Source organism: Streptomyces aurantiogriseus, assembly GCF_014649375.1.
In the GTDB taxonomy this organism is placed as follows: Bacteria; Actinomycetota; Actinomycetes; order Streptomycetales; family Streptomycetaceae; genus Streptomyces; species Streptomyces aurantiogriseus.
The window spans coordinates 99,900-126,400 of record NZ_BMSX01000018.1; the positions used below are offsets into that span (position 1 = coordinate 99,900).

Genomic DNA, 26,501 nt, shown 5'->3' on the forward strand with positions numbered 1-26,501 from the left:
AATCCCCTCACCGTCGGCTGCGCTGCCGCAGGCAGGAAGAGAGTCACCCCGGCGTGATCTTCACCGTCCACGCCCCCGCCGCCGTGCTCCCGTCCACCGTCACCCGTACGCCCTCCTCCCCCGGCACCGTGAAGGTCTCACCGAGGGTGACCGGGGCGTCCGCGAGGGGTGGGTAGACCGAGTTCTCCCAGCAGGCCTCGGTGTGGGGGTGGGCGTCGATCACCTCGACGGGGCCTCGGCCGGACGACTCGCCGCTGTGGACGCGGTAGACGAGGACGCCCGAGCGGCAGGCCGAGCGGTCGTTGCCGAGCGGGGTGCGGGCCTCGAAGGCGAGGGCGCTGTCGGTGCCGGTGCGGACGACCGCGAGCTTGGTGCCGTTGCCGAGTCCGAAGGCCGGGGAGCCAGAGGTGCTCGTCACCGGGAGACCCGGGCCGGCGCCCAGCGGTTCCAGGGTCAGCCGCGACGGCTTCCCCGCGGACACGCACGCCACCTGGCGCGGCCCCAGCCAGCCCAGCTTCCACTTGTGCCAGGCGAACAGATCCGGCGCCAGTCCGAACTGGCTGCCCATCAGGTCCCAGTCGCCGACGTGTGTGTCCCAGTCGCCCTTGCCGTCCGTCGGGCGGCGGTAGAGGTCGGGCAGGTCGAAGACATGGCCCGTCTCGTGGGCGAGGACGAGCCGGTCGGGCGGGTGCTGCTCGAAGACGGTGACGATCCGGCGGATGTCGGTGCCGTCCGCCCGCAGCGGACGGTCCAGGTTGACGACCTTGGTGGCGTCGGAGTCCACGCCGGGGGCGTCCGGGTCGGCGACGAAGTAGACGATGTCGTAGCGGGAGAAGTCGACCTGCCGGTCGGCGGCGGTGAGTGCGTCGCGCAGGTAGGTGGCGCGCTGCTCGACGCTCCAGTCGCGCCGTATGGCGTACGCGGTGGACGGCTTCGGCATGCGGATCCACTGCCGCAGCGGGTGCGGACGCAGGGTGAACCTGCCGTAGGAGGCCTGGTGGAAGTAGTCGCTGGTGGCCGGGAAGTGGTCGGCGGCGATGTCGGCGGGTGAGTTCAGGGGGACCCAGTCCGGGAACGACAGGAAGATCATCACCGCGTCGAGGGTGCGGACCGGGCGCGGGTAGGCGGCGTTCCAGGTGTCCAGGCCCTCCGAGTGGTGGGCCTCGGTGCGCTTCAGGGCGCAGGGGTGGGAGGAGAAGGGTTCGGCGGCCGAGGGGCCGGTGATCAGGGAGGTCGCCGCGAGCGCCGAGAGGGTGGTGAACACGGCCGCGACGCTCCGCAGTCGGGTGCGCGGGGGCTGTCGCGGCACGGAGACCTCCGGGAACGGTTCACGGGACACCGCACCCAGCGTCTGTTGGTTTGTCGTACTACGCCCCGTTTTCCTGCCCCAGACGAGTGAGAGGGGCGGAAAGCGGGCATCAACGCCGACACCCCCGGAATACTCACGGAACGTCACAAGTGCTCCGCCGTCCGCAGAACCGGTCCAGTTGCGGGCAGAAACGATCTGTCAGAAGGGTGGGGTGTTCCGGGACACTGTGCAGTGGCTGCACAAGTCCGGAGCCAGCCTCTATGATCGGCACACTTTGCTGCGCGGACAGAGATCGAGTGCACTGCGGGAGCGAGCGGTGAGCGGAACGTCCGAAGGGTCGACGCCCGCGGCAGACCTCGACCGGTCCGCCGTCACGGAGAGTGACATCCTGGCACCTCCTCGTAGGGATGCGCCGGCAGACACAGACAGCGGACCACCGACCTCGCCGGCCTACCGTGCCGTCTTCGCGACCGCCCCCCTCGCCATGGCGGTCGTGGACCGCGAGGGCCTGGTCACCGACGCCAACGAGGCGCTCGGCACGCTGCTCGGCGGCGGCCCGACCGGGCTGGTCGGACGAGTGGCCGCCGACCTGCTGGACCTCGCCTCCGACGCCCGCACCTGGCACGCCTACCGCGAGGTGCTCCGCGGCCGGCAGGCCAGTCTGCGCTGCACACGGCGGCTGAAACTGCCCGACGGTCGCTCACTGTGGGCGCAGATCACCGTGGCGCTCCTCGACGGCGATCCGTCCGGCGTCCTGCTGTCCGTCGCCGACATCAGCGCCCACCGCGATCTCCAGGCCCGGCTGCGCCACCTCCAGATGCACGATCCGGTGACCCGGCTGCCCAACCGCACGTTGTTCTTCGAGCGGGTGTCGGCGGCGCTGGAGGCGGAGTCGTACGAGCAGAGCGGGACCGGCCGGATCGGGCTGTGCTACCTGGACATCGACGGCTTCAAGGCGGTCAACGACACTCTCGGTCACCGGGTCGGCGACCGGCTGCTGGCCGCCGTGGCCGAGCGGCTGGCGGAGTGTGCGCGGGAGGCCGGGCAGACCCGGCCGAGCGTGCCGCTGGTGGCGCGGCTCGGCGGTGACGAGTTCGCGCTGCTGGTGGAGGACTCCACCGGCACCGAGCAGCTCGCCGACCTCGCCGAGTCCGCGCTCAAGGCCCTCCAGGCGCCGTTCGACCTCGCCGGGCATCGGCTGAACGTCTCCGCGTCGATCGGGGTCGTCGAGCGGCACGCGGCCGGGACCACCGCCACCGGGCTGATGCAGGCCGCCGACACCACGCTGTACTGGGCGAAGGTGGATGGCAAGGACCGCTGGACGCTGTTCGACCCGGAGCGCAACGCCCACCTGATGACCCGTCAGGCGCTCGCCTCGACGCTGCGGCCCGCCATCGAGCGTGGTGAGTTCCGGCTGGAGTACCAGCCGTTGGTGGGAATGGCGGACGGACGGCTGCGGGGTGTGGAGGCGCTGGTGCGCTGGGATCACCCCAACTTCGGCCTGCTGCCGCCGAATCGGTTCGTCGCACTGGCCGAGGAGGACGGCTCGATCGTGCCGCTCGGCCGCTGGGTGCTGGCCACCGCCTGCCGGCAGGCCCGCCGCTGGCAGGTGGAGCATCCCGACGAGCCGCCGCTGTTCGTGAGCGTGAACGTGGCGGTGCGTCAGGTGTGGGACTCCGACCTGGTGGCGGACGTGGCGGAGATCCTCGCCGAGACCGGACTCGCCCCGGATCTCCTCCAGTTGGAGCTGACCGAGTCCGCGGTGATGGGCTCGGCCGGACGGCCGCTGCAGGCGTTGCAGGCGCTCAGCGACATGGGCGTGAACATCGCCATCGACGACTTCGGCACCGGCTACTCCAACCTCGCGTATCTGAGCCGGCTGCCGGTGTCGGTGCTGAAGCTGGACGGGTCGTTCGTGCGCGGTTTCCAGTACGAGGGTGCCGGGGCGCCCCCCAACCCGGCCGACCAGGTCGTCGTCGAGGCGATGATCGACCTCGCGCACCGGCTGGGGCTGACCGTCACCGCCGAGTGCGTGGAGACGTCCGCGCAGGCCACCCGGCTGAGGAGCATCGGCTGCGACACCGGGCAGGGATGGCTGTACTCCCGCCCGGTGGCACCGGATCGTATCTCCGAGCTGCTGGGATCGGCGTCGTACGCCGTCCGCAACCCGTAGCTCGTATCCGCCTGTATCCGCTTTCCTACGCCGTGGGCAACCCGTAGGCGTCCGCGACGAGTTCGTAGGAGCGCAGGCGCAGTTCGCCGCGGTGGGCGTGGCTGGTGAGCATCAACTCGTCGGCGCCGGTGCGCTTGTGGAGGTCGTCGAGGCCGGAGCGGACCTCGTCCGCCGTGCCGTGGACGATGTTCGCGGTCCAGGAGTCGACGAACTCCCGCTCCAGCGGGGTGAACTCATGCGCCTCCGCCTCCTGCGGGGAGGGGAACAGGCCGGGACGGCCGGTGCGCAGGCGGACCATGTTCAGGCCGGTGGCGAGAACCTGGCGGCGGGCCTCGCGCTCGTCGTCGGCGGCGAGCACGGAGACGCCGATGAGGGCGTACGGCTCGTCGAGGACCGCCGACGGCCGGAAGTGCTCCCGGTACAGGTCGAGCGCCGGGATCGTGTTCTGCGCGGAGAAGTGGTGCGCGAAGGCGAAGGGCAGGCCGAGCAGGGCCGCCAGGCGGGCGCTGAAGCCGGACGAGCCCAGCAGCCAGATCGGCGGGCGGTGCCGGGACTGCACGCCGCCGGGGGACGTGGCCTGGACGGGGCCGGGGACCGCGTGGATCCGGCGGTAGGGGTGACCGTCGGGGAAGTCGTCGTCCAGGAAGCGGGTCAGCTCGGCGAGCTGCTCGGGGAAGTCGTCGGCGCCCTCGTTCAGCCGGTCGGTTCGGCGCAGGGCGGCCGCGGTGGCGCCGTCGGTGCCGGGGGCGCGGCCCAGGCCGAGGTCGACGCGGCCCGGGGCGAGGGCCTCCAGGGTGCCGAACTGCTCGGCGATCACCAGCGGGGCGTGGTTGGGCAGCATGACGCCGCCCGAGCCGAGCCGGATGCGGTCGGTGTGGGCGGCGAGGTGGGCGAGGATCACCGCGGGCGAGGAGGAGGCGACGCCCGGCATGGAGTGGTGCTCGGCGACCCAGTAGCGGTGGAAGCCGCGGGCCTCGGTGAGCCGGGCGAGGTCGACGCTGGTGCGCAGGGCGTCGGTGGCGGTGCGGCCGGAACCGACGGTGACCAGGTCCAGGACGGAGAGGGGGACGGGGGCGGTGCCGTGCACCACACCTCGGATCTCGTCGGCCGGCGCCTCACCCGCCGACGTCCCGCCCGCCGTCTTCCCGCCTGCCGTCGTCTCGTCCGCCGCCACGGGTTCCTCCTGGTCTCGAGCACACACTGTCCTCGCACCGCTAACAGGAGGGTGTCTCCGCTTATTCCCCGCGAGGCCGCTCCCCGGGCGCTTCCCTGCGAGACCGCTCCCCCAGGCGCTTCCCTGCGAGACCGCTCCCCCAGGCGCTTCCCTGCGAGACCGCTCCCCTGCGTCGCTCAAACCTGCACGATCGGCTCCCGCGTGAACAGCGCTCCCAGGCCGGGTGCGTTCACCCGCCGGTCCGTCAGGCGCAGTGCCTCCCAGACGGTGACCTGGTTGGCGGTGAGGACCGGCTTGCCCAGCTCCTTCTCCAGGGCGGGCAGGTGAGCGACCGTGTGGAGGGCGGTGTCGGGCAGCAGGACCGCCTCCGCGCCGGGGTCGTCGGCGCCGCGGGCCAGCGCGAAGACCTCGGCCTCGCCCCAGCTGCCGACCTCGGGGGCGGTGACGCTCCCGGAGCTGTGGACGCCGGTCACTTCCAGGCCGCCGGACCGCAGGAACTCAGCGAACAGGCCCGCCACGTCGTCCGGGTAGGTGGCGCCGACCGCGACCCGGCCCACGCCGATCTCCTGGGCCGCGTGCACGAAGGCGAAGGAGGTCGAGGAGGCCGGCATCCCGGCGATGCGGGCGAGGGCGCGCACCTGCTCCTGGGCGCCCTCCCAGCCGTGCACGAAGCCGCCGCTGGTGCAGGCCCACACGATCGCCTCCGCGCCGGACAGCCGCAGTTGCTCGACGCCCGCCGCGAGCCGCTCGGGTGTGCCCATCTGCCGCAGCACGTCGACACGGTGCGCGTCCTCGCCGATGTCCGTGTGGACCAGGTCCACCCGGATGTCACTGCCCAGGAGCTGCTCGATACGGGGGTAGTCGTCCTCGGCCGAGTGGCCCGGGTAGAGGAGTCCGAGTGCGGTCATGTCCAGCCTTCCTGCTGTTCTTCCGGCAGTACGGGGGCCACTGCCGCGCCCCCTCGTCCAGCAGAGCCTGGTACGGCCCCACGGCCCGGGTACCCATCCGGCGCAGTGCCGCCCACATCGTCACCTGGCTGGGCGACGTCCAGGGCGGGCAGCGTCCTCGTCGGGGAGACGGAATGCGGCAACGAACCGCACGGACGGCCGTGTTGACGGCGGTAGGTTCGGGTGCGAATGTGGTCAATCCGCGCACGTCAGGCCCTTGGTCACGCACGCCGGGCCCTGCACCGGCCCTTGGTCCCGCACGTCACGCCCGAGGAGGGAGCACCGGATGACCGACGTCCCCACGCTCCTCGTCCTCGACGCCGATCCCCTCCCCCGGCTCGGCCGGCTCACCGGGCGGGCCCGGGTGGTGCACACCGACGAGGCCTCTCTCGCCGCGCGACTGCCGGAGGCGGACGTGCTGCTGGTGTGGGACTTCACCTCGCACGCGGTGCGGGACGCCTGGCCCGGCGAGGGGCCGCGACCGGGCTGGGTGCACACGGCGAGCGCGGGCGTCGACCATCTGATGTGCCCGGAGCTGGTCGCGTCGGAGACGGTGGTGACGAACGCGCGCGGGATCTTCGACGAGCCGATCGCCGAGTACGTCGCCGCGCTGGTCCTGGCGATGGCGAAGGACCTGCCGCGCACCTGGGAGCTCCAGCGGCGGCACGAGTGGCGGCACCGGGAGAGCCGGCGGGTTGCCGGGACGCACGCCGTGGTCGTCGGCTCAGGTCCGATCGGCCGGGCCGTCGCCCGCACGCTGAAGGCGCTCGGCGTGACCACGGCGGTCGTCGGCCGCGTCCCGCGCACCGGCATCCACGGCCCCCAGGACCTGGACCGGCTCCTCGCCCGCGCCGACTGGGTGATCGCGGCCGCTCCGCTCACCGAGCAGACCCGCGGCATGTTCGACACCCGCCGCTTCGGCGTGATGCAGCCCTCCGCCTGCTTCGTCAACGTCGGCCGGGGGCAGCTCGTGGTCGAGGACGCGCTCGTCCAGGCACTGCAGAAGCGGTGGATCACGGGCGCCGCACTGGACGTCTTCGCGACCGAACCCCTCGCCCCGGACAGCCCGTTGTGGCAGGTCCCGGGGCTGCTGGTGTCGCCGCACATGAGCGGGGACACGGTCGGCTGGCGGGACGAACTCGGCGTGCAGTTCGTGGAGTTGTTCGAGCGCTGGGCGGCGGGCCGACCGCTGAGGAATGTGGTCGACAAGCAGCGCGGGTACGTGCCCGGACACTGACGTCCTGGAGGGCGCAGGACGGACCTCACCACCATGACCGCGGGGGGCTCCTCGACGGCTGCCGCAAGGGCGAGTTCGGCCCGGTGGAGGCGGACCCGTGCGGCCAGACCCCGTGCGGCCAGACCAGACCCTGCGCGGCTCCGGGACCGTCGACCCGGGCGGCCGTCGGGACGAGGACGCCCCTCCGTGGCCCGGCTGCGGGAGGCGGGCACGGTCTTCCCGGGCAGGACGACGACCCCCTGTACGGGGCTGCCTAGCGTTCGGCCAACTCGGCCTGCCACACCGGGCTCTCGACGTAGTGGTTGTCGTACAGCTCGGAGCTGTCGCGGATCTCCTGCACGCTCGCCTCGCCGCGGTGGACGCGCTCCAGCAGGCGGTAGTAGTCGAAGCGGTGCAGGCCGGGGGTGAAGAGCACGAGCAGTTCGGCGGTGCTGTCGGGGGCCGGTGCGAAGGCGTGGGGGACGGTTGGCGGCACGGTGAGGAAGTCGCCCTGGTTCAGGTGGTGGACCTCGTCACCGACCAGGACGCGCAGGCGGCCGTCGAGGACGTAGAACAGCTCGGTGGCCTTGGTGTGGAAGTGGGCGGGGGCGCCGGGCGAACCCTTGGAGAGGGTCGCCCTGTTGGCGGTGAGGGCCTCGCCGGTGGCGCCCGCGTCGGCGAGCAGCGTGATCAGGCTGAGGGCGCCGTCCTGGAGGGTCTCGGCCTCGTCGGCGCGGACGAGGACGGGGGCGGCGGGGCGCAGGGTGCTGCTCATGACGGGCTCCTGAGTGGTCGTGGCGTCAGCGTCGGCGGTCCGGTTCACCCGCCGACACCAACCAATCTAGGAACTCGAAAGACCCGGCAACGGGTTCACTTCAGGGTCGTTTCCATGGGTCAATTCTGGCCGGTGCCGCCCCTCGCCGGAGCCGCAGCGTCTCGTCCGCCGCGCCCGTCCGCCGCAGGTCGTTGCCCGCCTGCGCCCTCGGCCCCAGGCCCTCGACGACCCTCGCGGCCGTAGGCCCGCGTGTCCAACTCCGTTCCGGCGAAGGAGAAACAGCAAAGGTCTCCTGGAATCGGCGTGACGGTCGGACGGTTTTGCCGGGCAGTGGATTCCCCGCATGCCGGCGACCTTTCGATGTAGCGGCCAGCCATGTGTTCCGTGGTGCATAACTCGCGTGGTCCCGGGTAGCCGCGCCGCCATGGCTCCACCGAACAGGCATGTCAGACATGACGAACGAATAGCGAGGCCCGCACGCCGGTCGCTGCTCGCGGGGGTGGCGGCGCTCGGCGCGCTGGGCGCGGCGGGTTGCAGCCGCGTGGCCACGGCCTCCACCGCACCCGGCGGTGACCTGCTCGAACGGCTGCGCGCGCAGGGTGTCGTACGGCTCGGGATCGCCGGTGAGATTCCCTTCGGATACATCGACAAGGACGGCCAACTCACGGGTGAAGCACCCGAGTTGGCGAGAGTGATATTCAAGCGGCTCGGGGTCGACAAGGTGCAGCCCGTGCCCACCGAGTTCGGGTCGCTCATTCCCGGGCTGAATTCCCAGCAGTTCGATGTCGTGGCCGCCGGGATGTACGTCACTCCCGAGCGCTGCGAGCAGGTGATATTCGCCGACCCCGACTACCAGATGATGGACGCCTTCATCGTCCGCAAGGGAAATCCCAAGGATCTTCACAATTACCAGGACGCCGTGAAGAAAAAGGCGCGGTTCGCGACCGGCACCGGATACGCCCAGATCCAGCACGCCGTCGAGGCGGGGTACAAGGAGGGCGACATCCTCATCGTCCCGGACCAGGTCGCCGGGCTGAACGCCGTCGAGGCCGGTCGGGTCGACGTGTTCGCCGGCACCGCGCTCACCACCCGGGAAGTGGTGAAGAAGTCCGCCAAGGCCGAGTCAACCAAGCCGTTCGCCCCGCTCGTCGACGGCAAACCGCAGGTCGACGGGGGCGCGTTCGCGTTCCGGCCGACCGAGACGAAGCTGCGGGACGCCTTCAACGTCGAGCTGCGCAAGCTGAAGAAGAGCGGCGAGCTGTTCCGGATCCTTCAGCCCTTCGGGTTCACCAAGGCCGAGATGACCGACCTCACGGCGAAGGAGCTCTGCGGCGGATGACCTCGGGACTCTGGGAACTCGTCCTCAAAGGGATCTGGACCACCGTCCAACTCCTCGTGCTCAGCGCCCTGCTGGCAGCGTTCGTCTCCTTCGCCGTGGGCATCGCGCGCACCCACCGGCTGTGGATCGTCCGCTTCCTCGCGGGCTTCTACACCGAGGTGTTCCGCGGGACCTCGGCCCTCGTCATGATCTTCTGGGTGTTCTTCGTGCTGCCGCTCGCCTTCGGCTGGCAGCTGGTGCCGATGTGGGCGGGCACGCTCGCCCTCGGCCTGACCTACGGCGCGTACGGCTCGGAGATCGTGCGCGGCGCGCTGAACGCCGTCGACCCCGCGCAGAAGGAGGGCGGGGTGGCGCTCGGCTTCACGCCCGCCCAGCGGATGCGCAAGATCCTGCTGCCGCAGGCGGTGCCGGAGATGATCCCGCCGTTCTCCAACCTGCTGATCGAACTGCTGAAGGGCACCGCGCTGGTGTCGGTCATGGGCATGGGCGACCTCGCCTTCAGCGGCAACCTGGTGCGCCTGGCGCTCCAGGAGAGCGCGGGGATCTACACGTACATCCTCCTCATCTACTTCGTGATCGCGTTCCTGCTCACGCGCGTGATGCGAGGACTCGAGCGCCACCTGAAGGCAGGTGTCCGATGACCTGGGACTGGAGTGCCGTCGGCGAGTTCATGCCGCTCTTCTGGGACGGGCTGATCGTCACCCTGCAGGCGCTGGCCCTCGGCTCGCTGATCTCGTTCAGCCTGGGTCTGGTGTGGGCGCTGCTGATGCGGACGCCGACCCGGTGGGTGCAGTGGCCGGTCGGGATCGTCACGGAGTTCGTCCGCGACACCCCGCTGCTGGTGCAGCTGTTCTTCCTCTTCTACGTGCTGCCCGAGTGGGGCCTGACCCTCTCCGCGATGGCCACCGGCGTCCTCGCGATCGGCCTGCACTACTCGACGTACACGATGCAGGTCTACCGGGCCGGCATCGACGCGGTGCCCCCCGGTCAGTGGGAGGCGGCGACCGCGCTGAACCTGTCGAGGACCCGGACCTGGCGTGCGGTGATCCTGCCGCAGGCGATCCGCCGGGTCGTGCCCGCGCTCGGCAACTACGTCATCTCCATGCTCAAGGACACGCCGATGCTGATGACGATCACCGTCCTGGAGCTGCTGGGCCGGGCACGGCTCTTCTCCCAGGAGCACTTCCAGTTCACCGAGCCCGTCACGGTGATCGGCGTCGCCTTCATCGTCATCTCCTACCTCGCCTCCCTCCTCCTGCGCACCCTGGAGCGACGCCTTGTCCGTTGAGACCACCAAGACCCCTGTCGACAGCGCCCCGGAGAACACCGAGCTGATCCGTCTGGACCAGGTCACCAAGCGGTTCGGGGACAACACGGTCCTCGACCACCTGGACTTCTGCGTGAAACCGGGCCGGCACGTCACCCTCATCGGCCCCTCCGGCTCCGGCAAGACCACGATCCTGCGGCTGCTGATGACCCTGACCAAGCCCGACGAGGGCACGATCACCGTCGACGGGCAGCGGCTCTTCCCGGCGACCGAGAAGCAGGTCCGCGAGGTCCGCAAGAAGATCGGGATGGTGTTCCAGCAGTTCAACCTGTTCCCGAACATGAGCGTCCTCAGGAACATCACCGAGGCGCCGGTGTCCGTGCTCGGCCTGTCCAAGGACGAGGCGGAGGAGCGGGCGCGCGAGCTGCTGGACCTGGTCGGCCTGGCCGACAAGTGCGACGCCAAGCCCTCCCGGCTCTCCGGCGGCCAGCAGCAGCGCGTCGCGATCGCCCGGGCCCTGGCGATGCGGCCGCAGGTGCTCCTCCTCGACGAGGTGACCTCGGCGCTCGACCCCGAGCTGGTCGCGGGCGTCCTCGACGTCCTGAGGGACATCGCCCGCACCACCGACATCACGATGCTCTGCGTGACCCACGAGATGAACTTCGCCCGCGACATCTCGGACCAGGTCCTGATGTTCGACTCCGGCCGGGTGATCGAGTCCGGCCCGCCGGAGAAGATCTTCAGCTCCCCCGAACAGGAGCGGACGCGGGAATTTCTCAGCGCTGTGCTGTGACTACCTGACGTGATCGTGCGATCACAGCAGGTCCGAGTGACGGGGAATGCCCTTGGCATATGCCAGCGGGTCAATGTCCAGTTGAGAGGTACGTAATCTCGTCAACAACCGCTCACTACAAGCCGCTTGCCCGTATCGTGGAGGAGATTCGCTGCCCGGATTACGGCCCAATGAGCGAGCGCAGGGGGAAGACCGTGGCGCTGAAGCACGAGCCGACCACTCCGCACCACTCGGCCCAGGACGCCCTGCGCGTCCTGGAGACGGTGGCCCGGCACACCACCGGCGTCACCGACGCCGAACTCGCCCGCCAGACCGGCTTCGGCACGGAGCGACTGACCCCGCTCCTGCGGATGCTGCGCCGCGAGGGATACGTCGAGCAGATCGCCGACGGGGCGTACGTCACGGGGGACGCCCTGACCCGCCTGGGCTCCGCGCACCACCGCGAGCAGGCCCTGCGCGACAAGATCCAGCACACCCTGGACCGGCTGCGCGACTCCGTCGGCGCCGCCGTCTACATCAGCCGGTACGTCGACGGCGAGGTCACCATCACCCAGTACGCCGACAGTCCGGCCACCCCCGCGGTCCACGAGTGGGTCGACTTCCGTTACTCCGCCCACGCCACCGCGCTCGGCAAGAGCCTGCTGGGCCAGCTCGACCACAACGGCCGGCGCGACCACCTCTCCCGGCACAAGATGGCCCGCCTCACCTCGCGCACCATCACCAGCGACAAGCTGCTGCTCTCCCGCCTGGAGTCCCAGCCACCCACGATGCCCCACCTCGACCTCCAGGAGTACGCCGTCGGCACGGTCTGCGCGGCCGTCCCGATCACCGCCGGTGCCACGGCGGGCTGCCTGGCGCTCTCCCTGCCCGTCCAGCACGCCCACCGACTGCGCCAGGCCGCCGACACCCTGAACAGGAACGCGGCGCCGGTACTGCTGTCCCTGGCCATCTAGGACCCGCCGACGATCACACCGGCCGGGCCCCGGCCGGTGGTCAGGAGCACTCTTTCGGACCGGGTAGTATTTTCTTCGTCGTCGGCCGCCGAAGGCGGAAGGCGAGAGTCATGCGCCGCTAGCTCAGTTGGTTAGAGCAGCTGACTCTTAATCAGCGGGTCCGGGGTTCGAGTCCCTGGCGGCGCACGATGTCGATGGCGGCTTGTGTTCGCAGAAAGCGCGAACACAAGCCGCCATCGTCGTGTCTGCGCGGCTTCGCCGCGCATGGGTGGGGGCTCCGCCACCCACACCCTCAGACGGGGCCTCTCGTGGGAGCGAGGGGCCCTTCGGCGTCCCCCGGCGCCAGCCGCCGGTAGGCGAGCTCGGCCGTGGGCCGACACCACACCGGATCGGCGCACCGCAGGCCCTCACTCCTGAGCCGCGCCCGGTGGATCTTGTTCGTGGCCGTGACCGGCATCCGCTCCACCACCCGCACGAACCGGGGCGCCATCTTGGTCCCCAGGTCCGGCTGGGCCAGCAGGAACTCGGCGAAGGATCCCGGCTCGAAGTCCCCGGCGATCGCCGCCATCACCTGGTCCCCGGTCACCGGGTCCGGCACCGCGTACACGGCGACGGCGTCGGCTCCCTCGTACCGGGCGAGGATGTTCTCGATCATCGCGGCGGCCAGATTCTCGCCGTCGACACGGAGGCGGTCGTCGGTGCGGCCCGCGAAGTAGAGGTAGCCCTCGGCGTCCCGGCAGAAGAGGTCACCGGTCCAGTACCAGCCTCCCCCGCTCTCGGCCTCGCTCGAGCGGGACGGACCCCCATGGGCGGGGGACCCCCGTCTCCGCCGCTCGGCCTCCGCCTCCGGGTTGCGCCAGTAGCCCTCGAAGGGGTTCGGCGCGCGATTGACCAGCTCCCCGATCGCCTCGTCCCCGTTGAGCAGCCGGCCGGCCGCGTCGAAGTGGGCGGGTGGGCACTCGGCGCGCGTCCGCTGATCCAGGACGACGAGACCGGGTCCCGCACGGCCGACCGCGCCCGCCGGAGTCCCCGGCGACCACTGCACGGCCGCTCCGCCCTCCGAGGACCCGTATCCCTCCACCAGCCGCACCCCGAACCGCCGCTCGAACGCCGCCGCGTCCACCACCCCCGCCTCGGTGCCGAAGCCGAGCCGCAGCCGGTGGTCCCGGTCGTGCGGGCCCGGCTCGGTGGCCAGGACGTACTGGATCGCCCGGCCCACGTAGGTGAAGTACGTCGCCCGGTAGCGCCGTACGTCCGCCAGGAAGCCGGACGCCGAGAAACGGCGCCGCAGGGCCACGCCCGCGCCGGCGGCCAGGGCGGGGGCCCAGTCGGCGATCACCGCGTTGCCGTGGAACATCGGCATGCAGACGTAGTGCACGTCGTCCGGGGTGACACCGAACTGCCCGGCCAGGGAGCGGCCGGCGGCGGTCAGGCGGCCCTGGGTGCAGATCGCGGCCTTGGGGGTGCCGGTCGAGCCGGAGGTGAAGTAGAGGAGGAGACGGTCGGAGGGGGTTGCGCGGGAGGGGTCGGGGCGGGCGTGCGCGTAGGGGGCGAGGAGGTCGTCGTACTCCTGAGTGCCGGTGGTCAGCAGACGTACGCCGGGCAGGTCGAGGCCCCGGAGGAGGGGCAGCTGAGCGGGTTCGGTGACGAGGATCCGGCACTCGGTGTGCAGGATGTCGCGGGCCAGCTCGGGGCCGCGGCGGGTGGGGTTGATCCCGGCGGCCGCCGCTCCCGCGAGCGCGGCGCCGGCCAGCCACAGCGGGAACTCCGGGGTGTTGTCCAGCAGGACGCCGATGTGCGGGGGCACGCCCGGCGGCAGGAGGTCGGCGAGCAGCGCCGCCCGGGCGGCGGCGCCGACCGCGAACTGGTGGTGGGTGAGGACGTCGTCCTCGCACCACAGCCCGGGCCGGTGATCGCCCCAGCGGGCCGCCACCAGCTCCGCGACCGTGCGCCCGTCCGGCTCCATGAGGGGCTCCATGAGGCAGCACGGTAATTGACGGCCCGTCAGATGTGGAGCCCCGGAACGCGAGATCGCGTCCATCGGCCTCCCCCGAGGCCGGTGGCGCTCCCCTGCGCCGCCGTGGTCATCGGTGGCGCAGGGGGAACCCGCCCGCGGGGGAAGCCGCACTGTCTCGAGCGATGCTCAGAACGTGACGTCCGAGCAGGCGTAGAACGCGTTGCCGGTGTCGGCGATCGTCCACACCGCGAGGATGACGTGGTGACCGCTCAGGCCGGACGGCAGCCGTCCGGTGTGGGAGAGCGTGGACGGCGGACGCTGGCCGTTGTACGGGACCGTGAAGAACGGGGTGAGGTTGAGGTCCGAGCGGGCCAGGGCGTGGTTCTGGTTCCAGCCCTGCTTGGTGACGTAGTACCGGAAGTCGGTGGTGGCGTGCATGGCGGTGAACTGCCAGCGGAACGTGTAGTTCTGGCCGCCCGTCACCCTGGTCGTCGGCCAGGCGCCGCCGCCCGGTTTCGTGGGCGAGTCGAGCTGGTTGAACCGGCTGTGACCGGCGGAACAGAGCTGCCCGTCGGCGGGTCCGGCCGCCGGGAAGCCCTTCGGGCCCTCGACGCTCTGCGGCTCCCACTGGATGTCGCCGCAGCCCGTGACGGTGCCGTTCTGGCAGAGCTTCTGCCGGCTGACGGGGAGGTCGGTGTAGCCGTGGCCGCTCGCGCCTCCGGCGGTGAGCACGAAGGCTCCTGCCGTGGTGAGCCCGAGCGCGGCGGCGTACCACTTGGTCTTTTTGCGCATGCTGCCGCTCCTGGAGAACGTGGGGAGTTCAGTGAGCCGTGCAGGGAGCTGTGCGTGCAGGTCTAGACCAAGTCTGAGATTATTGCCGCCCGTTGAACATGTCCATACCAATCGGGGGCCGGCTTCACTGCGTCTGTTCGCCGCGCCCCGCGCAGAACGCCACCGTCAGGTCCTTCACCAGCGCCTTGCGCTCGCAGTCGTCCAGCTCCACAAGACCGCGCATCGTCAGCCGCGTCACCGTGTCCTCCACCGAGTCGACGACCGAGGTGAGCACGGACGCCCGGTGCTGGGCGTCGAGCGCGGCGATCCGGCGGCGGTTCATCGCGGCGGCGACCTCGGGGAGGTACTCGCCCCGTACCGGCTGCACCGAGTACACCTCCAGGCCGACCGCGCCCGCGTCCTGCGCCACCCGCCGGGTCAGCGCCTCCCCGGTCGCCTCGACCGACCCCCGGCCCGAGCCCGGCGTCTCCACCGGGATCCGGGCGAGGGCCGCCTCGACGCACTCGTGCAGATACGTCTCGTGGTCCTCGACGCCGAGCGTGGCCCGCGCGGTGTCCCGCACCCGCCACACCACCAGCACCACCACCCGCAGCGCGACCCCGTTGCCGTCGGCGGCGGGCATCGGCTCACTGCGCCAGTGCCGCAGCCGTACGTCGACCCGGCGGCGCAGCAGCAGCGGGTTCACCCACAGCAGGCCGGTGCGCCGGACCGTGCCCCGGTAACGGCCGAACAGGTCGAGCACCCAGGCCCCACCGGTCCGGCCACGGGCGAGCCCGGCGAAGCCGAACAGCCCCAGGGCACCCGCCCCCGCGTACGCCGCCCACTGCATCGGACCGAGGCCGGCACCGCCGTACTCGGGCAGTCGCAGCGCCTCCTCCGCGAGCCGCGGCAGGGTCCCGGCCCACCACGAGGTGGCCACACAGCCCGCCGCCCCGCACACCCCGGCGACCACACCCACCACGCCGGGCAGCACCCGGGCCGACCGCTCCACGAGCTCGGGGTCCACCTCCGCGACCGGCCGGGGCTTCGCCGGCCCGGGCCGCCGGATGCGCGGCTGCTCGCCGGTGCCCGCCCGGCTCCCCACCACGGCGGGCTCGAGCGGCACCGACCGCGGCCCGGCCTCGTCACGGAACAGCAGATGGACCGGGATCTCAGTGGTCGACTCGTTGTGGATCAGCCGGGCGGGCCGCGGGGACCCCTCGGGCTCGGGCGTCTGTGAAGTGGTCGTGTTCACTGCGTGCCTCCAGCCTCCGCGCCAGATACGCCATGACAGGGGGTGAAACGGGGGCGGCGTGGGCCGACGGGGGTTGGCCGACACCCGTGGACCAACGCCCGTGGGCCCACACCCGTGGACCAACGCCCGTGGACCGACAGGCGCCGGCCGACACTCGTGGACCGACAGACGCCGGCTACACGAACAGCCGCCGCCGGGTCTCCGGCCCCGGGCAGCCGTCGGCCGCGCCGCCGCGCCGGCCCTGCACGCGCCGGAAGGCCTCGACGCCCCGCCGGTCCGGCTCACCCCGGCGCGGCCCGGTCCCCGTCCTTCGGTACTTGCCGAACCCTCTCCTCACCAGCTGCCTCCCCAGCCAGGTGACGGACCCACTCTCCGCCGGTGCACGTACCCGGGGCAGTCGCGGCCGCTCGCGGGATCGAGTTCCTCGAACACCGGAGTCTCCATGCGATTCACCTCACATCCCAGACGGAAATGTCCGCGACCGTCCACATGCGCAGTCTTTCTCAACTGTCCGACGGACGCCCATGCTGGCGGTCCGAACGATGGACGCGGCCCCCTCCGAGGGGGCCGGAGGGCGGGGTCGCCCGACCGGACGGTGGTCAGGAGCACCCCCGGACGTCATGTAGAGTTAACGATGTCAGCAGGCGCCGCTAGCTCAGTTGGTTAGAGCAGCTGACTCTTAATCAGCGGGTCCGGGGTTCGAGTCCCTGGCGGCGCACAGACGAGAAAGCCCTTCGCACAAGCGAGGGGCTTTCTGCATGTCTGGCTGCATGTCCGGGCGGGGCGGTACCCGGCACCACCGGCTGCCGTCGTGGCTCACCGCCCGGTCCCGGATTCCGTGCCGGTCAGATACGCCGACACGATCACGTTCGCCGTGTAGCTGCGGCTCGCCCGGTCGAAGGTGCCGCCGCAGGTGATCAGCCGCAGCTCGGCGCGGCCCGAGGCGCGGGTGCCGTAGGCGTGGCGGGCGTCGAAGCGGTCGCGCTGGACCACCTCGACGTCGTCGATGGTGAACTCGGCGACCTTGCCGTCGTCACGGACCACGCGGATCGTCTCGCCCGCCTCGAGCGTGCTCAGCTTGTAGAAGACGGCGGGCCGGGTCTCGGTGTCGACGTGCCCGACCATCAGCGCGGTACCGGCCACGCCGGGTTTCGCGCCGGCCGCGTACCAGCCGACGACGCCTGCCTGGTCGTAGGGCGGCGGGTCGATCGCGCCCTGCGCGTCCAGGCCGCGGGCCACGACCGGCGCCTGCACACCCAGCTCGGGGATGTCGATGCGCTGCGGCAGCGCGGCCCGCAACGGCTTGGCGGCGGGCGGCAGTTCGACGCCCCCGGGCCTGCCCACGGCTGCCACGTCACCCGTGGTCGGCGCGGACAGCCCGGGCCGTACATCGGTCACCTCACGCCCCCACAGCCACAGCCCGAGCAGCAGCACCGCCCAGGCCACGCCGGTCAGAAGGCGCCCGGAGGAACGTTCCCGCTCGGACACGGTCAGTCCGTCCCGCGGCTCCGGCGCACCGTCCGGAGCGCCACGACGACGGCGGCGACGCCCGCCAGGACCAGCCCGGTGATCGCGTGGGCCGTGCCCGGGCCGTCCACGCGGGCCTCGTCCGCGGTGGTGAGCGGGGCGGCACCACCGCCGCCCGCGCGGACGGGGGCGACCGGGGAGGCGTACACGGACGGGTTCGCCGAGCCCGCGACGACCCGGATCGTGCCCTTGACCCGGAAGTCGGCGCAGACGATCGTCACGGGGTAGGAACCGGGAGTGAGGGAGGAGCGGACCCGGGTCTCACCGGCCAGGGTGCCGCCGGTGCCGGTGAGCCGGGCGTCCGCGACGAACGCCGCCGACGCAGCCGTGCCCGTCTTCCCGATACAGCCGCGCACCCCCAGCGAAACCTCGGCGCCCGGCGATGGGGCCGACGGGGTCACCGAGACCTCGCCTCCCCCACTGCCACCGTCCGCCGCGTATGCCGCGGACGCCGTCGGGGAGAGTGCCGCGACGACCACCGCAGCGCCCGCACGGAGAGTTGCTTTCAGTGAACTCATCGTGAACCTCCAGCTATCTGGAGGCTCCCCCCGGCGACGACGGCCCGCATCTCCACAGGGGTCTCGCTACTCCGAACGGGTCGCTTTCCCCGGGAACGCGGTTTCGGATGCGGTTCGGGCGCGGTTTCGGCGTGCCAAGGGCCCCATCAGGCCGCAAGACGTTCCTCGCCCCGGTCCGCGATGGCATCGCCGACACCGGTAAGGCCGCAGTCAAGACCGGGCGCGGCTGGGACAAGACCGCGGGCCCTCTCCCCGTCATCATCCTCCCCCGGCAGCCCGAGCTGCGTCGCGAACAGCCGCTTAGAACCCCTGACAGAAAGAACAGGTCCTGGGTGCCGTGCGGGCACTGGATGTATTGATCAGGAGCTTGGGCTGCCCGAGGATCTTGGGATGACTGTCAAAGAGCTGGTCTGGGACATGGATGGCACCCTGCTGGACACCACTCCCGTGGTGCCTGCTGCTTTGGCTCGTGCGGTGCGTGCGCTGGGCGGACCCGGAGTCGACGCCGACGACATCGTCGCTGAGTACTGGCGAGGCACGCCGGAAGTCATCATGGAGCACCTGGTTGGCCGGCCTCTGATGGTGACGGAGACCGAGGTGTACTACCGGGAGCTCGAAGGTGCCGAAGGGGCGCCGTATCCCGGGGTGGTTGACGTCTTCGCTGCCCTGCGCGCCCAGGGCCGGGCTCTGGCGGTGTTCACCGGTGCCAGTTCCAGGGCGGCCGGGATGCTGTTGAGGTCTGCAGGCTTGCATGTTGACGTGTTGATCGGTGGCGACCATGTGTCGCGTCCCAAGCCGGCACCGGACGGCGTCCTCCTGGCTGCGAAGGAACTCGGTATCGATCCCGTCGACATTGCCTATGTCGGCGACTCTCCACTCGATCTGCGTGCTGCTGTCGGCGCTGGAAGTCGCGGTGCAGCAGCGGCCTGGGGACACCTGTACGACCAGGCGGAACGTGCGGATGTCGTGTTGTCGGGGTCCTCTGCAGGCACTTGATCTCCTCTCCATCGGGGACATCGTGACGTAATGCGTCACTTTTGACACTGGCCCAGGGAGGCCAGCCGCCGCCAGCAGATGAGCGCGCACCCCAGCGAGTAACCCCGAACGCTGATCACCGCTTATCGGACACTTCCACCCACACCGAAATCGAACACGCGCCAGCGGTAGTGTCTACGTCGAGCGCAAGCCGCCTCGTACACGCGTCCGGCAGGAGAAACGCCCCATGGGAGAGCGCAAGCCGATCGAGTCATGGCTGACCGACATGGACGGGGTGCTGATCCATGAAGGCATCCCGATCCCCGGCGCCGAGGAATTCCTCAAGCGGTTGAAGGAGTCCGGGAAGCCTTTCCTGGTTCTGACCAACAACTCGATCTACACCCCGCGTGACCTGCACGCACGCCTGACCCGCATGGGCCTGGACGTGCCGATCGAGAACATCTGGACCTCGGCTCTCGCGACAGCGCAGTTCCTCGACGACCAGCGGCCAAACGGCACTGCGTACGTCATCGGCGAGGCGGGCCTGACGACTGCCCTGCATGAGATCGGGTACGTACTGACCGACACCGACCCCGACTTCGTGATTTTGGGTGAAACTCGGACATACTCCTTCGAGGCCATGACGAAGGCGGTCCGGCTGATCAACAACGGCGCCCGATTCATCGCCACGAACCCCGACGAGACGGGGCCCTCCACCGAAGGTGCGCTCCCCGCGACAGGGGCTGTCGCGGCACTGATCACCGCAGCGACCGGCAAGAAGCCGTACTTCGTCGGCAAGCCGAACCCGCTGATGATGCGCGCCGGACTGAATGCAATCGGGGCCCACTCGGAGACCTCGGCCATGATCGGCGACCGGATGGACACGGACGTACTGGCGGGTCTTGAGGCCGGTATGCGGACCTTCCTCGTCATGACCGGGGTGACTCAGCCAAACGAGGTGGACCGTTTCCCGTACGGACCTTCGAAGGTCGTGGACTCGATTGCGGACCTGATCGACTACGTGTGATAGCTGGGAATCCGCGACAAAGAAGAAGGCCCTTTTGGTATCGCGGGAGGGCCTTCTCGTTGGGCTCGGCGCGTGGTCGCCGTATCACAGAGGCTGACAAACCGCAGGTCCGGGCCAAGTATTCTTTGGTCGTGCGGGTCTCCCCCGGAAGGACGTAGTCCGGCTCGTGGTCGGTGAGGATGCAGTCGATGTCGTGCAGCGCGGTGGTCAGGTCGGCCTCGCCTATGACGTACGCATTCGGCCGCTGGTCGTCCAGGAACTTGGCGGTGGCCAGCGCCGCGGTCCAGATGTTCTCGATCGGCACGTCCAAGCCCATGCGGCGCAGGCGGGCGTGCAGGTCACGCGGGGTGTAGATCGAGTTGTTGCTCGCGCAGCTTCTTCAGGAAGGAGTCGGCGCCGGGGATCACGCCCTCGTGGATGAGACAGGCGGTGCTGCGTCCGCCCCAGCGTCTCTGATCAGCTAAGCGAACCTATGCGAACCGTGGGGTTCGGTGTGGGTTCTGCCCACCGTGGTGGGGTGGCGTGGGCGTGCAGGTGGAAGCCTGCGCCCAGTGCTGCCCCTCGTGGCCGGTGGCGGCGGGTGGTGGGTTTGCTGGTCGTCGTCACGTCCTGGTGCCGGTGGGCTGCGCGGGGCAGCCTCGTCCGGCCCGGTGGTGCGTGCCCCTCCGGACGCTTGCCCGCCGGACCCGAGGGGCCGGTGGGGGAGGGTGCCCCGCGTCGCCTGGGCGCGGGGCGTGTGGCTCTGCGCCGGGTGGGTCCGGTCTTGGACCGGTCCGGGCGAGTCTGTGTGGTGGCCGGTTCGACCACTGCGGTGGCTTCGAGTGTGTCGACCACGCTGCGGATGACCATGGTCCCGCTGGCGCGGTCGGTGACGGTTTTGGTCTGGTGGGTGATGCCGCGGGCGGCGATGCGCTGCCATGCTCCGGTGTCACGGTCGCCCTGCCAGCCGCAGTCGGGGTTGGGGCATGCGGCCCATTTCCAGCCGCGTGTGGTGGGTCGGTCTGGGGCTGTGCGGTGGCGCAGCGGGACCAGGCAGCGAGGGCAGTGCCGGGAGGTACCGCGGGCGGGGACAGTGACGACGGCGATGCCCGCCTCTGCGGCCAGGTGCCGTACCCGGTCCACGATCTGTCCGCGGACCTGCTGGCACAGTCGGGTGTTCAGGGTGCGGCCCATGCCGCGGGCCTCCAGCGAGCGCAGGTCCTCGACGTAGATCACGCTCGCACCGGCGGTGATCGCCTGGTCGACCGTCCACCGGGCGGCGGCCCAGGCAAGAGCGTCGTTGAGGTTCGAGCGCCGGGCCGACACATGCCGGATCTCCTCGGCCAGCACGGCGTGCTTGTCGGCCAGGCAGTGACTGTCGGTGTCGCCGATGAGCCGCTGGTAGTGGGCGGTCTTGGCGTGCAGAAACTCGCCTGCGCGGCGTAGCCGGTGCTGCTTGGCCAGCACCCCGGCCGCGCGGAACTGGGCACCGGCTCCAAGAGCGGTCATCGTCCCGTTGTCGCGCAGCCGGACTGCACCCGCGCTGAGCAGCGTGTTCAGCCCCCAGTCCACACCCAGCGCGATCGTGTGCCCGGTGCGCCGGGCCGTAGGCACGGCATGAGTGTGGGCGAGGTCGGCGTGGACCCGGCCCCGGTGGATGCGCAGGGTGGGCAGGTGCAGCACCGCGCCGGGCGGGACGGTCGGAGGCAGTGTGATCGGGCAGGCCACCCACGCCCAGTCCCAGTAGGAGCGCGGGTCGGGGCGGGCGGGCAGCTGCAGCCGCAGCAGCGCCCGGCTCGGATCATCACCGCGGACGATGGTCGCCTGCTGGCTGTCACAGGCCGACAGGAGCAGCATCCGCGCCGCGTCAGGTGCGGCCTCCAGCTCGAACACGTCGCTCGGCATTCGGCTGTGCCGACGCTGGAAGGCGGCGATCTGCCGGGTCCGGGACCTGATCACACCGGACGGCAGGTGCTTCCCGTCGGGGATCGACTCACGGACGGCATCCCACTCGCCCGGGGTACGCCTGCCCGGATCGGCGGGCCACGTCGCAAGGACCCCGGCGGTCAGATCGGCCCGCCACTTCGCCGACCGCAGCAGACGCCCCGCCTGCTCCTGCGCCATGCGCACGATCCGGTCATTGACCCTCATCCCCTCGGCCGGAGCCACAGTCCAGCCCAGACGCCGCAACGCCATCCACGCTTTCGACGGCAACGCCCTGCCCCCGGCATCCACACCCGCGGCCAGCGTCTCCACGTCGGCCGCGTTCCAGTGCGCGACCAGCAATCCGGTGACCATGCCGGCGACCAGATCCGCCGCCCAGCCCACTCGCTCGGCCAGAACGGCGGCCGACAGTACGTCACCTGTCTTCTCCACCACACCCGTCCGTAGCAGACCCCGGGCACAGGCCGTGCGGGCCGTCTCACCCTCACCGAACGACAGAATCCGGCTCACCCGCCCCCCTTCTCTCACCCGTGGTGCTGTCATCCGATCAACGACACGCCCGTGGAAAGGTCACGCATTCGATCTGCGCACTCACATACGACCCCGCTACTGACAGCGCCCGCCCCACCACATGACACCGACGGATGACACACCACGACGGATCACCACAGATCCCAAAGGAAACACCTGAGCCTGATCACAGGCCCGATCATGGGGAATGGCCGGTTTCCGCTTGCTTGAGGACCTGGCTCAGCGGCGTCGGCGGGACAGCACCAGGGCGGTGCCCACGCCGAGGAGACAGAGGGTGACAACGACGGCGCCGACCGGGGAGGTCAGACCGGTGCGGGCGAGTTCCTCGGCTTCCAGGGCGAGGGCGGGCAGGCCGGTGGCCGGTGCGGAGGCCGAGGGCGGGGCGGACGCGGCAACGGAGGCTGAATCAGAGGCGGAGTCCGAGGCGGAGTCCGAGGCAGAGTCGGTGGCTGGGTCAGAGGCACGGTCGGTGGCTGAGTCCGAAGCGGAGTCCGGGGTCGAGGCGTCGGGCTGCGGGGTGGTGGGGCGGGGCTCGGCCTCGACGGTGAAGCGGTAGTCGTTGGACTGCCCGACCCACTCGCCGTCCTCGCCCTGCCGCTGGACGACGGCCGCGTTGGCGGTGACCTCGTTGGGCACGGCGTCCGAGGTGAGGGCGAGGCGCAGCTTGACGGTGAGGGTCCTGCCCGGGGGGACGGTGAAGCCGAGGAAGGGCGTGGCGGACGCCTGGGGTTCGCCGGGCCGGGTGGGCTGGTCGCTGTCGGTGAGGGTCCCGACGAGTTCGTCCTCGTCGGTCGTCTCGAAGCGCACCGGGTGGGGCCGGCCGTCGGCGTAGAACTCCAGCTGGGGCTGGGACGGCTTCAGGGCGCGCTGGGCGTCGACGAGGACGACGACCGGGTGGACTCCGGCGCAGGTGCGGTCGGTGGTGTTGGTGAGGTCGAGGTACCAGGTGCCGAATCCGCCGCCGGCCCGGTAGGAGGCGGGCCCGCCGTGGAGACGGGTGGTCAGCGGAAAGTCGCCGGTGTCCGGCACAGCACAACTCGGACCGGCTTCCGCGTACGCCGGCACCGGCGCCGACACCGGGAGGAGGGCGGCGGCTGCGGCGAGGCAGAGGGAGACAGGCGTGCACAGTCTCATGGACACGTGAGCCTGCCGGAGGGCGCGGTCGAACGGCGGCTGCCACTCCGCACGGCCGTGCGAATGCGCTCGTTCGGCCGAGAAGCCCTCAGCCGTCCGCCCGTCCGAACACCGGCCCCAGCAGCAGCTGGGCCGCGCCCTCCGCCACGACCCGGGTGCCGCCCGTGGCGAGGCGTACCGGTACCGCGACCTCATGGGCGCCCTCGCGGCGGGCGTGTTCGATGAGGACGGTGGTGACTCCGTGGACGAAGGGTGCCGGGGTGGCCGCGATCGTGCGGCCGCCCAGCAGGAGGAGATCGATGTCCAGGAGGCCGGCCAGGTTGGCGGCGGCGATGCCGAGGACGCGGGCCGCCCCGGGTACGTCGCCGCGGTCGATGGCCGCGAGGCACAGTGCCTCGACACAGCCGCGGTTGCCGCAGGAGCAGAGCGGCCCGTCGAGCTGGACGACCTGGTGGCCGAACTCGCCCGCGCCGGTGCGGGTCCCCCGGTGCACGCTCCCGCCGATCACCAGCCCGGCGCCGAGCCCCGTGCCGAGGTGGAGGTAGGCGAAGGAGCCGCGCTCGCCGAGGACCGCGAGGCCGAGGGCGGCGGCGTTGGTGTCCTTGTCGACGACGACCGGCACTCCGAGCCGCCGCGCGAGCGTGTCCCGCAGGGGGTAGCCGTCCCACTCGGGGAAGCCGGTGACGCGGTGCAGGACGCCGTGGATGTGGTCGAGGGGGCCGGGCAGGGCGACCCCGACGCCGAGGAGGGTGGGGGCGCCACGGGCACCCGCGGCACGACCGGCATCGCCGGCACTCTCCGCGCCGCCCCCGGCACCTCCCTTCAACAGCTCATCCACCACGCCGTCGACCTCCCGCACCACCGTCCCCACGACGGCCTCGGCCCCCGCCCCCAGGTCCAGCCACACGGTCCGCTCCCCCACCACGCGCCCGTCGAGCTCGGTGAGGACCACCAGCAGTTCGTCACGGTCGAGGTGGACGCCGACCGCGTGCCCGGCCTCGGGGACGAGCCGCAGGACCGTGCGCGGCTTGCCGCCCGTGGAGGCGCGGCGGCCCGCCTCCGCCGCGAGTCCCTCCTCCCGCAGCCGCGCGGTGATCTTGCTGACGGCCTGCGGGGTGAGCCCGGTGCGCTCGGCGAGCTCGAGGCGGCTGATGCCGGCCGGGCCGGCCGTGCGCAGGAGGTCGAGCACGAGCGCGGTGTTGTGACTGCGCAGGGCGAGCAGGTTCACCCCTGCCGTGACGCCCGCCGCGCCGCCTGCCGTCCTGCCGGCCGTACCGCCGTTCGTCCTGTTCACCCCTCCATTCTCCTCGCTGCTTGCACTTTGGCAACAGCGTTGCGAAAGTAGATCTCATGACTGGCACTCCCCTCCGCGTGGGCCTCGTCGGCTACGGTCTCGCGGGCTCCGTCTTCCACGCCCCACTGATCGCGGCCACCGAGGGCCTCGCCCTGGACACGGTGGTCACCTCGAACCCGGAGCGGCAGGAGCAGGCCCGCGCCGAGTTCCCGGACGTACGCGTCACGGCCGCCCCCGACGAGTTCCTCGCCCGGGCCGCCGACCTGGACCTGATCGTCATCGCGTCCCCGAACAAGACGCACGTCCCGCTGGCCACGGCCGCCCTGAAGGCCGGCGTCCCGGTCGTCGTCGACAAGCCGATCGCGGGCACCTCGGCCGAGGCGCGCGAACTGGCGGCCCTCGCCGAGGAGCGCGGCGTGTTCCTCTCCGTCTTCCAGAACCGCCGCTGGGACAACGACTTCCTGACCCTCCGCCGGCTGATCACCGAGGGCGAACTCGGCGACGTGTACCGCTTCGAGTCCCGCTTCGAGCGCTGGCGCCCCCAGCTGAAGGGCGGCTGGCGGGAGTCCGGCGACCCCGCAGAGATCGGAGGTCTGCTGTACGACCTCGGCAGCCATGTCGTCGACCAGGCGCTGGTCCTCTTCGGTCCCGTCACGCAGGTCTACGCCGAGTCGGACACCCGCCGCCCCGGCGCGGAGACGGACGACGACACCTTCCTCGCGCTCACGCACGCCAACGGCGTCCGCTCCCACCTCTACGTCTCCGCGACGACCGCCCAGCTCGGCCCCCGTTTCCGGGTACTGGGCTCGCGGGCGGGCTATGTGAAGTACGGCCTGGACCCCCAGGAGGCCGCCCTGCGCGAGGGCCGGCGCCCGGGCCCCGACTGGGGTACGGAACCGGAGGACCTCTGGGGCCGCGTCGGGGCCGGAGAGTCCCCGCTGACCGGCGGCGGACGACCCGTACGGACCCTGCCCGGCGACTATCCCGCCTACTACGCTGCGGTGGCCAAGGCACTGACCGACGGCGGCCCCAACCCGGTGACCGCCCTGGAGGCGGCCGCCGCCCTCGACGTCCTGGAGGCGGCCCGCCGTTCGGCACGAGACGGAATGGCGGTGGCGCTGTGACCCACGAGATCACCCCGAAGTTCACCCCGGAGATCACCCCGACCCTGGAGGAGCTCCAGGCACAGGAACGACGTCTGGTCTTCCGCCAGTTCACCTTCGATGACGCCTGGGCGCTCGGCTCCCTCCTGGTGGAGCTGGCCCGCGAACGCCAGGCGCCGGTCGCCATCGACATCCACCGCGCCGGCCAGCAGCTCTTCCACGCAGCCCTGCCCGGCTCCACCCCCGACAACGACGCCTGGATCGCCCGCAAACGCCGGGTGGTGGAGCGCTACGGCGCCTCCTCCTACCTGGTCGGCGCCCGCCACCGCGCCAAGGGCACGACGTTCGAGGACTCCTCCCGCCTGGACCCGGACGCGTACGCGGCCCACGGCGGCTCCTTCCCGATCAACGTCGAGGGGGTCGGCGTGATCGGCGCGGTGACGGTGTCGGGCCTGCCGCAGCTGGAGGACCACCGGTTCGTGGTGGAGGCGCTGGAACAGTTCTTGGAAAAGTACCTGGGCTGAGGCGCGCCCCGTGAGG

The 26,501-nt window shown here is 71.3% G+C and carries 23 protein-coding genes, 2 tRNA genes and 3 pseudogenes; 13 read left to right on the forward strand and 15 right to left on the reverse strand.

Translation table 11 applies throughout. From position 1 onward, the window contains the following. Positions 1-43: 43 nt before the first annotated feature. The gene (locus IE263_RS32605; protein WP_229911293.1) at positions 44-1,339 is read right to left on the reverse strand and encodes a M6 family metalloprotease domain-containing protein; all 1,296 of its coding nucleotides are present in this window, start codon (positions 1,337-1,339) and stop codon (positions 44-46) included. Positions 1,340-1,625: 286 nt separating this feature from the next. On the opposite strand from IE263_RS32605, the gene IE263_RS32610 reads away from it, so the two are divergent. Then, positions 1,626-3,482 (forward strand): putative bifunctional diguanylate cyclase/phosphodiesterase, encoded by a 1,857-nt coding sequence (locus tag IE263_RS32610; protein ID WP_189941457.1) that lies wholly within the window; start codon positions 1,626-1,628, stop codon positions 3,480-3,482. A 25-nt stretch (positions 3,483-3,507) separates the two neighbouring features. Here IE263_RS32610 and IE263_RS32615 read toward each other — a convergent pair whose 3' ends face one another. The 3 genes and pseudogenes from IE263_RS32615 to IE263_RS48920 form a co-directional block, all read right to left on the reverse strand. After that, the gene (locus IE263_RS32615; protein WP_189941574.1) at positions 3,508-4,581 is read right to left on the reverse strand and encodes an LLM class flavin-dependent oxidoreductase; all 1,074 of its coding nucleotides are present in this window, start codon (positions 4,579-4,581) and stop codon (positions 3,508-3,510) included. A gap of 251 nt (positions 4,582-4,832) precedes the next feature. Next, on the reverse strand, positions 4,833-5,564 hold the full coding sequence (locus IE263_RS32620; RefSeq protein WP_189941458.1) for a maleate cis-trans isomerase family protein: 732 nt from the start codon (positions 5,562-5,564) through the stop codon (positions 4,833-4,835). After that, positions 5,561-5,709: pseudogene (locus IE263_RS48920) on the reverse strand (maleate cis-trans isomerase family protein); the annotation flags it as partial. The pseudogene IE263_RS48920 and the gene IE263_RS32620, both read right to left, overlap by 4 nt. 180 nt (positions 5,710-5,889) lie before the next feature. On the opposite strand from IE263_RS48920, the gene IE263_RS32625 reads away from it, so the two are divergent. Further along, positions 5,890-6,840 (forward strand): D-2-hydroxyacid dehydrogenase, encoded by a 951-nt coding sequence (locus tag IE263_RS32625; RefSeq protein WP_189941459.1) that lies wholly within the window; start codon positions 5,890-5,892, stop codon positions 6,838-6,840. A 253-nt stretch (positions 6,841-7,093) separates the two neighbouring features. Here the strand turns inward: IE263_RS32625 and IE263_RS32630 are convergent, their stop codons facing one another. Beyond that, a complete protein-coding gene (locus IE263_RS32630; RefSeq protein WP_189941460.1) occupies positions 7,094-7,594 on the reverse strand; it encodes a cupin domain-containing protein in 501 nt (166 codons plus the stop codon). A 424-nt stretch (positions 7,595-8,018) separates the two neighbouring features. Here IE263_RS32630 and ehuB point away from each other — a divergent pair, with 424 nt between their 5' ends. The 6 genes from ehuB to IE263_RS32665 all read left to right on the forward strand — a co-directional run bounded on the left by ehuB (position 8,019) and on the right by IE263_RS32665 (position 12,132). Next, positions 8,019-8,933, forward strand: coding sequence for an ectoine/hydroxyectoine ABC transporter substrate-binding protein EhuB (gene ehuB / locus IE263_RS32640; RefSeq protein WP_189941461.1), 915 nt, complete (start codon positions 8,019-8,021; stop codon positions 8,931-8,933). After that, positions 8,930-9,574: an ectoine/hydroxyectoine ABC transporter permease subunit EhuC gene (gene ehuC, locus IE263_RS32645; RefSeq protein WP_189941462.1), complete on the forward strand. Its 645-nt coding sequence runs from the start codon at positions 8,930-8,932 to the stop codon at positions 9,572-9,574. Before ehuB ends, ehuC begins: the two co-directional genes overlap by 4 nt. Continuing rightward, positions 9,571-10,221 carry an ectoine/hydroxyectoine ABC transporter permease subunit EhuD gene (gene ehuD / locus IE263_RS32650; RefSeq protein WP_189941463.1) on the forward strand — a complete coding sequence of 217 codons (651 nt, stop codon included), beginning with the start codon at positions 9,571-9,573 and terminating at the stop codon, positions 10,219-10,221. Before ehuC ends, ehuD begins: the two co-directional genes overlap by 4 nt. After that, the gene (ehuA, locus tag IE263_RS32655) at positions 10,211-10,993 is read left to right on the forward strand and encodes an ectoine/hydroxyectoine ABC transporter ATP-binding protein EhuA (RefSeq protein WP_229911294.1); all 783 of its coding nucleotides are present in this window, start codon (positions 10,211-10,213) and stop codon (positions 10,991-10,993) included. Before ehuD ends, ehuA begins: the two co-directional genes overlap by 11 nt. 194 nt (positions 10,994-11,187) lie before the next feature. After that, positions 11,188-11,946 (forward strand): IclR family transcriptional regulator, encoded by a 759-nt coding sequence (locus IE263_RS32660; protein WP_189941577.1) that lies wholly within the window; start codon positions 11,188-11,190, stop codon positions 11,944-11,946. A gap of 112 nt (positions 11,947-12,058) precedes the next feature. Further along, positions 12,059-12,132 (forward strand) — tRNA-Lys (locus IE263_RS32665). Positions 12,133-12,238: 106 nt separating this feature from the next. Here IE263_RS32665 and IE263_RS32670 read toward each other — a convergent pair. From IE263_RS32670 to IE263_RS32685, 4 genes and pseudogenes are all read right to left on the reverse strand, one after another. Continuing rightward, complete coding sequence (locus IE263_RS32670; protein WP_189941579.1) at positions 12,239-13,912, reverse strand: AMP-binding protein; 1,674 nt, start codon at positions 13,910-13,912, stop codon at positions 12,239-12,241. Between the two features lie 177 nt (positions 13,913-14,089). Continuing rightward, on the reverse strand, positions 14,090-14,695 hold the full coding sequence (locus IE263_RS32675) for a lytic polysaccharide monooxygenase auxiliary activity family 9 protein (protein WP_189941464.1): 606 nt from the start codon (positions 14,693-14,695) through the stop codon (positions 14,090-14,092). A gap of 124 nt (positions 14,696-14,819) precedes the next feature. Then, positions 14,820-15,929, reverse strand: coding sequence for an SPFH domain-containing protein (locus IE263_RS32680; protein WP_189941465.1), 1,110 nt, complete (start codon positions 15,927-15,929; stop codon positions 14,820-14,822). A 175-nt stretch (positions 15,930-16,104) separates the two neighbouring features. Beyond that, positions 16,105-16,377 (reverse strand): annotated as a pseudogene (locus IE263_RS32685) (peptidoglycan-binding protein); the annotation flags it as partial. A 196-nt stretch (positions 16,378-16,573) separates the two neighbouring features. Here IE263_RS32685 and IE263_RS32690 point away from each other — a divergent pair. Continuing rightward, positions 16,574-16,647, forward strand: a tRNA-Lys gene (locus IE263_RS32690). 98 nt (positions 16,648-16,745) lie between these two features. On the opposite strand, the gene IE263_RS32695 is transcribed toward IE263_RS32690, so the two are convergent. Together IE263_RS32695 and IE263_RS32700 are read right to left on the reverse strand one after the other, a co-directional pair. Continuing rightward, positions 16,746-17,417: a class F sortase gene (locus IE263_RS32695; protein WP_189941466.1), complete on the reverse strand. Its 672-nt coding sequence runs from the start codon at positions 17,415-17,417 to the stop codon at positions 16,746-16,748. A gap of 2 nt (positions 17,418-17,419) precedes the next feature. Beyond that, positions 17,420-17,974: a hypothetical protein gene (locus IE263_RS32700; protein ID WP_189941467.1), complete on the reverse strand. Its 555-nt coding sequence runs from the start codon at positions 17,972-17,974 to the stop codon at positions 17,420-17,422. Between the two features lie 390 nt (positions 17,975-18,364). Between IE263_RS32700 and IE263_RS32705 the strand changes: the two genes are divergently transcribed. Both IE263_RS32705 and IE263_RS32710 read left to right on the forward strand, forming a co-directional pair. Beyond that, positions 18,365-18,970: an HAD family hydrolase gene (locus IE263_RS32705; protein WP_189941468.1), complete on the forward strand. Its 606-nt coding sequence runs from the start codon at positions 18,365-18,367 to the stop codon at positions 18,968-18,970. Positions 18,971-19,196: 226 nt separating this feature from the next. Next, the gene (locus IE263_RS32710; protein WP_189941469.1) at positions 19,197-19,976 is read left to right on the forward strand and encodes an HAD-IIA family hydrolase; all 780 of its coding nucleotides are present in this window, start codon (positions 19,197-19,199) and stop codon (positions 19,974-19,976) included. A 126-nt stretch (positions 19,977-20,102) separates the two neighbouring features. Here the strand turns inward: IE263_RS32710 and IE263_RS32715 are convergent. The 4 genes and pseudogenes from IE263_RS32715 to IE263_RS32730 all read right to left on the reverse strand — a co-directional run. After that, positions 20,103-20,395 (reverse strand): annotated as a pseudogene (locus tag IE263_RS32715) (HAD family hydrolase); the annotation flags it as partial. 37 nt (positions 20,396-20,432) lie between these two features. Further along, positions 20,433-22,409 (reverse strand): zinc ribbon domain-containing protein, encoded by a 1,977-nt coding sequence (locus IE263_RS32720; RefSeq protein WP_229911295.1) that lies wholly within the window; start codon positions 22,407-22,409, stop codon positions 20,433-20,435. Positions 22,410-22,649: 240 nt separating this feature from the next. After that, the gene (locus IE263_RS32725) at positions 22,650-23,564 is read right to left on the reverse strand and encodes a hypothetical protein (RefSeq protein WP_229911296.1); all 915 of its coding nucleotides are present in this window, start codon (positions 23,562-23,564) and stop codon (positions 22,650-22,652) included. Between the two features lie 88 nt (positions 23,565-23,652). Continuing rightward, on the reverse strand, positions 23,653-24,858 hold the full coding sequence (locus tag IE263_RS32730; protein ID WP_189941472.1) for an ROK family transcriptional regulator: 1,206 nt from the start codon (positions 24,856-24,858) through the stop codon (positions 23,653-23,655). Between the two features lie 56 nt (positions 24,859-24,914). On the opposite strand from IE263_RS32730, the gene IE263_RS32735 reads away from it, so the two are divergent. After that, positions 24,915-25,982 (forward strand): Gfo/Idh/MocA family oxidoreductase, encoded by a 1,068-nt coding sequence (locus tag IE263_RS32735; RefSeq protein WP_189941473.1) that lies wholly within the window; start codon positions 24,915-24,917, stop codon positions 25,980-25,982. After that, entirely contained in the window at positions 25,979-26,485 is a 507-nt protein-coding gene (locus tag IE263_RS32740) for a heme-degrading domain-containing protein (protein WP_189941474.1), read from the forward strand. The genes IE263_RS32735 and IE263_RS32740 overlap by 4 nt, the downstream gene beginning before the upstream one ends. The last annotated feature ends 16 nt before the right edge of the window (positions 26,486-26,501 follow it).